Origin of the sequence: Streptomyces sp. NPDC002018, from assembly GCF_042890865.1 — a bacterium.
GTDB lineage: Bacteria > Actinomycetota > Actinomycetes > Streptomycetales > Streptomycetaceae > Streptomyces.
The window spans coordinates 119,805-130,803 of the sequence record NZ_JBIASO010000004.1 but is presented as its reverse complement, the minus strand read 5'-3'; the positions used below and the strand labels follow the sequence as shown (position 1 = coordinate 130,803).

2 protein-coding genes are annotated in these 10,999 nt (G+C 73.6%); both read right to left on the bottom strand.

Annotated elements, in window-relative coordinates:
* Positions 1-58: 58 nt before the first annotated feature.
* Complete coding sequence (locus ACFYYH_RS08230; protein WP_388547539.1) at positions 59-4,603, bottom strand: amino acid adenylation domain-containing protein; 4,545 nt, start codon at positions 4,601-4,603, stop codon at positions 59-61.
* Entirely contained in the window at positions 4,600-10,965 is a 6,366-nt protein-coding gene (locus ACFYYH_RS08225; protein WP_388547537.1) for an amino acid adenylation domain-containing protein, read from the bottom strand. Before ACFYYH_RS08225 ends, ACFYYH_RS08230 begins: the two co-directional genes overlap by 4 nt.
* Positions 10,966-10,999: the final 34 nt, after the last annotated feature.

Here is a 10,999-nt window from a genome sequence, read left to right as displayed (position 1 = left end):
CACAGACAGGCAGGTGCCGGGCGGGTGGCCGCCCACAGGCCGGTGTCGGGGCGGGTGACTACGGGTGCTCGTCGGCGAACTCGGCTTCGAGCTCGTCGACTTCGTCCTGGTCGAGGTCGAGGAGGGAGAAATCGGAGGCGGTGTGGCCGCCGGCCGACGGGTCAGCGGTGTGCGCGGCCAGGCCGTCCAGCAGCCGCAGCCAGAGCCGGCCGAGCTGTTCGACCGAGGCGGCGTCGAGCGGGCCTGAGGGGTGGCTCAGCAGGAGGGTGAGTTCGGGGCCTTCGGCGCTGTCGCGGATCACCGCTCCGGCGTCGAGGGCGTGCTTGACGGGCATGTCCGGGTTGTTCGAGCCGCCGAGTGCGGACGGGCCGGCGGGCTGCCAGGGGGCCGGTTCCGGCGCGGGGGCGGGAAAGCGGCCGAGATAGTTGAAACCCACCTGAGGGGCGGGGAGCCGGGCCAGCACCGGTGCCGTCCCGGGGTTGAGATGGCGCAGCAGTCCGTATCCGAGCCCGTCCCCGGGCACCGCCCGCGCCTGCTCCTTCACCGCCTTCAGCAACGCCCCCGCCGCCGGCCCCCCGGCCAGCGCGTCCTCCACATCGATGTCCGCCAGATCCAGCCGCACCGGGTGGACGCTGGTGAACCAGCCGACCGTACGCGACAGATCCACGCCGGACACCGCCTGACGGCCGTGGCCTTCGATATCCACCAGAACGTCATGGTCCGTACCGAGACGCCACTCTACGACGGCCGCGGCGAGCGTGGCGAGGAGCACTTCGTGGACACCGCAGTGGAAGACCCCGGGGGTGCGCCCGACGATCACCTGTGCGTGCGGTGCGGGCACGGTCCAGACATGGCGTTCGAGGGTGGCGGCGGTGTCCCGGGTCGGGTCGAGCGCCCGCGCGCCGATCGGCGCGTCGCCCGCGCCGAGCACCGTCCGCCAGCCGTCCAGCTCGGCGGCCCGTTCCGCGTGCCGGGCCTGCGACTCCAGCAGCGCGGCCCAGCGCCGGAACGACGTGCCCACCGCGCCCGGTTCCGCCGCCCGGCCCTCGGCGGCCGCCTCGCACGCGGCCCGCAGATCCGGCAGCAGGATCCGCCACGACACCCCGTCGACGACCAGATGGTGGGCGACGAGGACCAGCCGCCCCACCCGGTCCGGACCTGCGTCCACCCAGACCAGCCGCACCATCGCTCCGGCCGCCGGATCGAGCCGCCCCACAGCCGACCGGGCGGCCCGCTCGGCGGCCCCGTCCAGCTCGCCGGGTTCGGTCACCCGCAGTACGGAGATCAGCGTGGCCGGGTCGGGACCGCCGCGCTCCCCCACCACGAGCCCCGGCCCGTCCACCGCCCGGGCCCGCAGCATGTCGTGCGTGTCGAACAGGACGCCCAGCCCGGCGGCAAGCGTCTCCACGTCCAGCGCCGGCGGGGCGGCGACCACCATCCACTGGGCGAATCCGGGATGGCTGGCGGCGGCGCCGGAGGCCGCGAGAGCGGGCGTCGGCGCCACGGGTCCCGTGTCGACGCCCGGAGCCGTCTCATCGCCCGTCTCCAGCCGTGCCACGGCGGCGATGGCGGCGGGCGTCTCGTGTTCGAACACGTCCTGCGCGCCGAACACGACGCCCCGGCGTGTGCCCCGCGCAGCCAGTTGCATCGACATGATGGAGTCGCCGCCCAGCTCGAAGAAGCTGTCCTCCACACCGACCCGCTTCAGGCCCAGCACCTCGGCGAAGAGTTCACACATCAGCTTCTCGGCGGCGGTGCGCGGTTCCCGGCTCGCGGAGGCGGCGAACTCCGGTGCGGGCAGTGCCTTGTGGTCGACCTTGCCGTTGACGGTCAGCGGCAGCGCGTCCAGCACGACCAGGGCGGCCGGGACCATGTACTCGGGCAGCGAGCCGGCCACCTGATCGCGGACGGCCCCGGTGTCCAGTTCCTCGCCGCTCGGCACGAGGTAGCCGATCAGCCGCTTCTCACCGGGCCGCTCCTCACGGGCCACGACGACCGCCTGGGCGACACCCGGCTGAGCGGCCAACACCGCCTCCACCTCACCCAGTTCCACCCGGAAGCCGCGGATCTTCACCTGGGCGTCGGCCCGGCCGACGAAGACCAGCTCGACGCCGGTGGTCCAGCGCACCAGGTCGCCGGTCCGGTACATCCGCTCGCCGTCCGCGAACGGAGACGCCACGAACCGCTCCGCCGACAGCCCCGCCCGCCCCAGATACCCACGCGCCAGCCCCGCACCAGCGACATACAACTCACCCGTCACCCCGGGCGGCACCGGCTGAAGGAACGGATCGAGGACGTACACCTGTCGGTTGTTGAGCGGCCGGCCCAGCGGCAGCACGTCGCCCTGCTCCTCGCCGGGCTCGAACAGATGCCAGGTCGCGCACAGGGACACCTCCGTGGGGCCGTACAGATGCCGCACCCGCACCTCGGGGCAGGCCGCTCGGACCCGCTCCACCGCCTCCAGCGGCACAACATCACCACCGGTGAGGACCTCACGAACACCCTCGAAGCAGTCCGGCGCCTCCTCCGCCAGCACCCGGAACAACCCCGCCGTCACATGCACATGCGACACCCCGGCAGCAACATGCCGACGCACAGCCGCCGCATCCACCACCACACCCGGCTCCGCGACCACCACCCGCGCACCGCTCACCAACGGCACCCACACCTCGAACAACGAGATGTCAAAAGCATGCGGAGCGTGAAACAACACCACATCACCGGGACCAACGCCCCAACCGGCCTCGGAGACCAGGGCGGCCGCGCTCGCGTGCGGTACGGCAACACCCTTGGGCATGCCGGTCGAGCCCGAGGTGTACATCACATACGCCAGGTCATCCCCGGCCGTCTCCACCACCGGAGGCTCACCCCCGACGGCGGCGAGGACCGAAGGGTCGTCGATCGTCACGACGGGCGCGGAGTCCCGCACCACGAACGCGACCCGCTCCGCCGGGTAGGCGCTGTCCACCGGGACGTAGGCGGCCCCCGCCTTCCACACCCCCAACAACGCCGCGATCAGACCGGCCGACCGCTCCAGCCGGACAGCCACCCGGTCACCCCGACCGACCCCACGCCCCCGCAAATACGCCGCCACCCGGGCCGACGCCGCATCCAACTCCCCGTACGACACCACCCGCTCACCCTCGACAACAGCCACCGCCCCCGCCGCCTCCACCACCCGCGCCCGGAACAACTCCAGCACCGAAGAGGCCGACGGAGCGTCACCGGCGGTGGCATTCCAGCCCTCCACCACCAACCCGCGCTCCAGCGGGCCCACCAGGCCGACCCGGCCCACCGGCACAGACGGATCGGCGACCAGCTGCTCCAGCACCCACTCCAGGCGGCCCAGCAGGTCCCGGGCCACGTCGGTGTCGACCGCGTCGGGCCGGTAGGTCACATGGACCTTCATGGGGGTGCCCGGCATCACGCCGAGGGTCAGCGCGTAGTGGGTGGCCTGGTGGCCCTCGATGTGTGTGAAGGCGAGCGCTCCGGGCGCCGACGCCTCCTCGGGCGGCCGGGGGTAGTTCTCGAACATCAGCATGGTGTCGAACACCGCGCCCGGTCCGCCCACCCGCTGGATCTCGGGCAGGCTGAGGTGCTGGTGGGGCAGGAGCGCGGACCGGCGGGCCTGAAGCTCGGTCAGCAGCCGCAGCACGGGCCGGTCGGCGTCCAGGCGGACCCGTACCGGCACGCTGTTGATGAACAGGCCCACCATCGACTCGACGCCGGGGAGTTCGGCGGGGCGGCCGGCGACGGTCGCGCCGAAGACGACGTCCGTGCGGCCGGTCAGCCGGGCCAGGAGCATCGCCCAGGCGCCCTGCATCACGGTGTTGACGGTCAGACCGTGCCCGCGGGCCAGGCCGGCCAGGGCGTCGGAGAGTTCGCCGGAGAGGGTCAGCTCCTGCTTCTCGGGCAGCACGGGCGCGCGCTCCGGATCGGCGGGGGCGACGAGGGTGGGGCCGTCGACGTCCGCCAGCTCGGCCCGCCAGGCGGCGCGCGCGGCGTCCTTGTCCTGCCGGGACAGCCATGCCAGGTGGTCGCGGAAGGTGGGTGCCGGGCCGAGTCCGGAGGCATCGCCGCCGGCCGCGTAGACGGCGGCGAGTTCGGTGAGCATGACCGGCATCGACCAGCCGTCCAGCAGGATGTGGTGGGAGGTCATCACGGTCCAGTGCCGCCCGGGTGTCCGCCGGACCAGCAGCAGCCGCAGCAGGGGCGCCTTGGCGAGGTCGAACCGCCGCGCCCGTTCCTCGGCGGCCAGCCGCCGCACCTCGGCGAGCGTCTCCTCCTCGGTCAGGTCCGTGTCCGACAGATCGACCTCGCGCCAGAGCAGGGCGACCTCGCGGGGGATCAGCTGCACGGTCCGGCCCGACTTGCGGCGGTGGAAGCTGGCCCGCAGGGCGGGGTGCCGGTCCAGCAGGGCCCGCCAGGAGGCGCGCAGCCGCCCGGCGTCGATGGGCCCTTCCAGCAGGTCGGTGCGCTGGAGGGTGTAGAGGTCGGGTCCCTGCCCGCCGTACTCGGCGTGGAAGAGCAGACCTTCCTGCAACGGGGACAGGGGCCAGACCTCGGCGAGCGCCGAGCCGTGGACCGGGGTGGTGGACGTCACCGGAAGAGCCCTCCTTCGAGGTCCGCTGCGATCGCTTCGAGTTGCTCGACCTCGTCCTGGTCCAGGTCCAGCAGGGGGAAGTCGGACGGGGTGTGGCCGCCGACCGCCGGGTGGTCCGAGTGGGCCGCCAGGCCGCGCAGCAGCGCCAGCCAGACCCGGCCGAGGGTGTGCACGGTCTCGTCGGCCAGCACCCGGGCCGGGCGGCCGAGGGTGAGGGTCAGTTCGGGGCCGTGGCGGGTGTCCCGGACGACGGCGCCCGCCTCCAGGGCGTGGGGTGCGGGCATGCGCGGGTCGTCCGAGCTGTACAGGGCCCGCGGGGTGGCCGGCTCCCACGGCACGGAATGCGCGGCTTCTCCGAAGCCGTCCGCGCGGGCGTCGAACCGGCCCAGGTAGTTGAAGCCGATCTGGGGTACGGGCAGGTCGGCGAGGGCGGGTGCGGTCCCGTCGTTGAGGTACCGCAGCAGGCCGTAGCCCAGTCCGTCGCCGGGCACGGCCCGGATCTGCTCCTTGACGGTCTTCAGCAGCCGCCCCGCCGCCGCCCCGCCGGCCATCGCCGCGTGGAGGTCCACGCCGCTCACGTCGAGCCGTACCGGGTGGGCGCTGGTGAACCAGCCGACGGTGCGGGACAGATCGGCGCCGTCCAGCTGTGTGCGGCCATGGCCCTCGACGTTCACCAGAACCGGCGGATACGGGTCCTGCCGCCAGTGGGCGACGGCGCCCGCCAGCGTGGCGAGCAGGATGTCGTGGACGCCGCAGTGGAACTGGGCGGCCGTCCGGCCGACGAGGACGGCGGTGTCGTTGTCGCGCAGGGTCCAGGAATCGTGGCGTACGGTCGCCGCGGTGTCCCGGGCCGGGTCGAGCGGCGGCACGCCGGGCAGCGGGGTGGCGTCCCGCAGCACCGCGGCCCAGGCGGGCAGTTCGGCGACCCGGTGGTCGCGGTGCGCCTCCACCGCCAGCCCCCGTGCCCAGCGCCGGTACGAGGTGGCGACCGGGGCGGGGCGCGGGGTGTGTCCGGCGACCGCGGCCTCGTACGCCTCCCTCAGGTCCGGCACCAGGATCCGCCACGACACACCGTCGACGGCGAGATGGTGCACGGCGAGAACCAGCCGCCCCGCCCGCTCGGGTCCCGCGTCCAGCCAGACGGCCCGCACCATCGCCCCGGCCGCCGGGTCGAGCCGGTCCACGGCCTCGCGGGCGGCCTGTTCGGTGACGTCGGCGAGTTCTGCCCGGGTCGCGGTCCCGGTCGCGTCCACCCGGACCAGGAGACCAGCGGTGTCCACGGTGTCCCGGGCGCCGACGACCGGACGCGGCCCGGCGCCGTCGTCGGTCACCCGGGCGCGGAGCATCGCGTGAGTGCCGACGAGGGCGGAGAGCGCGGTGGCGAGGGCGTCCTGACCGAGTCCGGGCGGCGCCGTGAGGATCGTCCACTGCGCGAAGGCGCCGCCCGCGACCCGCTCGCCGAGGAAGCGCGCGGCGGGCGTCCAGGGCACCTCGCCCGCACCGTCGTCGGTGCCGGCTCCCCGGCCCCCGGTGGCGACGGGCCGGGCGACGGCCGCGAGCCGCTCGGGGGTCTTCTCGTCGAAGATCTGCCGGGGCGTGACGACGAGTCCGGCCTGCCGGGCCCGGGTGACCAGTTGCAGCGAGGTGATGGAGTCGCCGCCGAGCGCGAAGAAGCTGTCGTCGGCGCCGACCCGGTCGAGCCCGAACATCTCGGCGACGGCGGTGCACAGAACTTCCTCGGCGGGGGTGCGCGGCGCCCGGCCGACGGCTCCGGCGGCGAAGTCGGGCGCGGGCAGGGACTCGCGGTCCAGCTTGCCGTTCGGGGTCAGGGGCAGCTCGTCGAGGACCACGACGGCCGCGGGGACCATGTAGTCGGGCAGCGTGCGGGAGGCGTGGGCGCGTACGGCCGAGGGATCCGGCGCGCGACCGTACGCGGGCACGGCGTAGCCGATCAGCCGGGTGTCGTGAATCGCGGCGACCGCCTGCCCGACGTCCGGGTGGCCGGCGAGCGCGGCCTCCACCTCGCCCAGCTCGATCCGGTGCCCGCGCAGCTTGACCTGCTCGTCGGCCCGTCCGACGAACTCCAGTTCGCCGTCGTGGGTACGGCGGACCAGGTCACCGGTGCGGTACATCCGCCCGCCGTGGGTGCGCGGCTCGGCGACGAACCGGTGGGCGGTGAGCGCCGGCCGGGCGAGATAGCCGCGGGCCAGCCCGCTGCCGGTCACATACAGCTCACCCGGCACGCCCGGCGGCACGGGACGCAGGAAGTCGTCCAGGACATGCACGCCGACGCGTGCGATCGGGCCGCCGATCGTCAGCGGGCCCGTGTCGTCCAGGGGGGCGGTGACGGTGGAGACGACGGTCGCCTCGGTGACGCCGTACTCGTTGTGGAGGTCGCAGCGGGCCGCCCAGCGCCGGCGGGTGTCCGCCGGGAGGGCGTCGCCGCCGCTCACCAGCACGCGCAGCGCGGGCAGTGGACGGTCCGGGAGATGGGTGAGCTGGACGGCGGGCATCACGGCGTGGGTGATGCGGTGAGCGGCCAGCAGGTCGCCCAGCTCGTCGCCGGTGGTGTGCCCGCCCGGCGGGGCCAGCACCAGCCGGCCACCCGCGCACAGCGTCGGCCAGATGTCCGCCATCGACACGTCGAAGCTCGGCGAGACCAACTGCACAAGACGCGTGTCCGTGCCGAGCGCGTACCGCTCGATCCGGTCGGCGACCAGATTTCGCAGCCCGCCCCAGGTGACGGCGGCGCCCTTGGGGGTGCCGGTGGAACCGGAGGTGTGGATGACGTAGGCGGTGTGGTCGGCGTCGGGCGCCACACGGGCCCGCCCGCCGGGGTCGTCCGCCGGTGGTGGTCCGTCCAGGGTCACCACCGGTCCCGTGAACCCGCCCGGCACCATCGGCCGGGTCGCGGTCGTGCACAGCACCGCCCCGGGCGCGGCGTCGGCGAGCACGAAGGCGATGCGGTCCGCGGGGTGGCCGGGGTCGACGGGGACGTACGCGCCGCCCGCGAGGGCGATGCCGAGCAGCGCGGTGATCAGGTCCACCGAGCGGGGCGCCAGGACGGCCACGCGGGTGTCGGGGCCGACGCCGTGCGCGCACAGGTGGCGCGCCAGGCGCTCGGCGTCCCGGGCGAGTTCGCCGTACGTCAGCTCGCGGTCGGCGGCGACGAGGGCGGTGGCCGCGGGAGTACGGGCGGCCTGGTCGGTGAAGCGGCGGGGCGGGAGCGGGGAGCCGACCGGGTGCGGTCCGGGTGCCTCGGGCGGCAGGGCGGGGTCGGCGGTGACGCCGGGCACGTCCAGCCGTCCCACCGGCACCGACGGGTCCTCGATCATCTGCTCCAGCACCCGCGTCAGGGCGTGCGCCAGGCCCTCGGCGTCCGGGTCGGAGAACCGGGCGAGACGGTGGGCGAGGCGGATCCGGAGGCGGTCGCCGAGGACGACGCCCAGCGTCAGCGGGTAGTGGGTGCCCTCCACGGTGGAGACGTGGTCCGTCCGCGGGGCGTCGGGGGAATCGGCGGAGCCGACCGCGCGAGGGTAGTTCTCGAAGACGAGGACCGAGTCGAAGGCCGAGCGGGACCCGGTGAGCTTCTGCAGTTCGGACAGTCCCAGGTGGTGGAAGCCGATCAGCGCGGACTGGCGGCCCTGCAAACCGGTCAGCATCTCCCCCACCGACTGCCCGCCGTCGAGCGGCACCCGGACGGGCACGGTGTTCATGAACACCCCGACCATTCCCTCGACGCCCGGCAATTCGGTGGGACGGGCCGCGACCGGGGCGCCGAACACGATGTCGGTACGGCCCGTGAGCCGCGAGAGCACCAGCGCCCAGGCCCCTTGCAGCAGGGTGTTGACCGTCAGCCCGCCGCCCCGCGCGAAGGCGACCAGCCGGTCGGTGAACTCCTCGGAGAACTCGCGGCTCAGACGGCCGGCGTCGGCCGAGTCCCTCGCCCGTTCCAGCGGATCGACGAGGGTCGGCTCGTCCACCCCGGCCAGCTCGGCCCGCCACGCCGTGCGCGCGGTCTCCTTGTCCTGCCGGGCGAGCCAGGCCAGATGGTCCCGGAAGGAGGGCGCCGGGCCGAGACCGGAGGCGTCGCCGCCGGACGCGTACAGCGCGGAGACCTCGTCGAGGACGACGGACATGGACCAGCCGTCGAAGAGGATGTGGTGCGTGACGACGATCAGCCGGTGCCGCTCCTCGGAGAGCCGGACGAGGACGAGGCGCAGCAGTGGCGGCCGGGCCGGGTCGAATCGTTTCGCCTGCTCCTGCGCGGCCGTCTCGTCGAGCCGCGCCCCGGTCTCCTCCGCGCCGAGCCCGGAGAGGTCGACGTCCCGCCACGGTATGTGTACGTCGTCCACGACGGCCTGGACCAACCGCCCCGAGGCGAGCCGGTGGAAGCCGGCCCGCAGGGTCGCGTGCCGGGCCGCCACGCCCTGCCAGGCCGCCCGCAGCCGGGCGGCGTCGAGCCGTCCGCTCAACTCCAGCACCCACTGGCCCTCGTAGACATCGGGGCCCTGCTCGTCGTAGGCGGCGTGGAAGAGCAGTCCTTCCTGCAGCGGGGCGAGCGGCCAGATCTCGGCAAGGCCGGGGACCGTGGCCGCCAGCTCGGCGGACTCTTCCGCGGTGAGGTCGAAGAGGGGGGCGTCCCGCGGCGGCGCCGTGTCGGGCGTGACGTCGAGCTGTGCCACGGCGGCGATGGCGGCGGGCGTCTCGTGTTCGAACACGTCCTGCGCGCCGAACACGACGCCCCGGCGTGTGCCCCGCGCAGCCAGTTGCATCGACATGATGGAGTCGCCGCCCAGCTCGAAGAAGCTGTCCTCCACGCCGACCCGCTCCAGGTTGAGCACGTCGGCGAAGAGTTCACACAGGAGCTTCTCGGCGGCGGTGCGCGGTTCCCGGCTCGCGGAGACGGCGAACTCCGGTGCGGGCAGGGCCTTGAGGTCGACCTTGCCGTTGACGGTCAACGGCAGCGCGTCCAGCACGACCAGGGCGGCCGGAACCATATAGTCGGGCAGCGACTTCGCGAGGTCCTCGCGCAGCAGCACGGTGTCCACGTCCCGGCCGCTCGGCACGAGGTAGCCGATCAGCCGCTTCTCACCGGGACGATCCTCACGGGCCACTATGACCGCCTGGGCGACACCCGGCTGAGCGGCCAACACCGCCTCCACCTCACCCAGCTCCACCCGGAATCCGCGGATCTTCACCTGGGCGTCGGCCCGTCCCCCGAAAAGCAACTCACCGTCGTCCGTCCAACGGACCAGATCACCGGTCCGATACATCCGCTCCCCGTCCACGAACGGAGACGCCACAAACCGCTCGGCGGTCAGTCCCGCCCGCCCCAGATACCCACGCGCCAGCCCCGCACCAGCCACGTACAGCTCACCGGTCACCCCGGGGCCGACACGCCGGAGCGAGTCGTCGAGCACATGGACGTGCCGGCCGGCGAGCGGGTGGCCGATCGGCAGGACCCGAGCGGTGTCATCGCCCGGCTCGATGAGGTGCCAAGTGGCGCACAGGGAAGCCTCCGTGGGGCCGTACAGGTGCCGCACCCGCACCTCGGGACAGGCCGCGCGGACCCGCTCCACCGCCTCCAGAGGGACAACGTCACCACCGGTGAGAACCTCACGAACACCCTCGAAACAGTCCGGCGCCTCCTCCGCCAGCACCCGGAACAACCCCGCCGTCACATGCACATGCGACACCCCAGCAGCAACATGCCGACGCACAGCCGCCGCATCCACCACCACACCCGGCTCCGCGACCACCACCCGCGCACCCGTCGCCAACGGCACCCACACCTCGAACAACGAGATGTCAAAAGCATGCGGAGCATGAAACAACACCACATCACCGGGACCGACCCCCCAACCGGCCTCACCCACCAACGCCGCCACACTCGCGTGCGGTACGGCAACACCCTTCGGCATGCCGGTCGAGCCCGACGTGTACATCACATACGCCAGGTCATCCCCGGCCGTCTCCACCACCGGAGGCCCACCCCCGACGGCGGCGAGGACCGAAGAGTCATCGATCGTCACAACCGGCGCCGAATCCTCCAGCACAAACGCGACCCGCTCCGCCGGATAAGCACCATCCACCGGGACATAGGCGGCCCCCGCCTTCCACACCCCCAACAGCGCGCTGATCAGACCGGCCGACCGCTCCAGCCGGACAGCCACCCGGTCACCCCGACCGACCCCACGCCCCCGCAAATACGCCGCCACCCGGGCCGACGCCGCATCCAACTCCCCGTACGAAAGCTCCCGCTCACCCTCGACAACAGCCACCGCCCCCGCCGCCTCCACCACCCGCGCCCGGAACAACTCCAGCACCGAGATGGGCGCTGCCACCGACGTGCCGTTCATGTCTCCCCCTTCGACGGACGACCGCTTTCTCGGG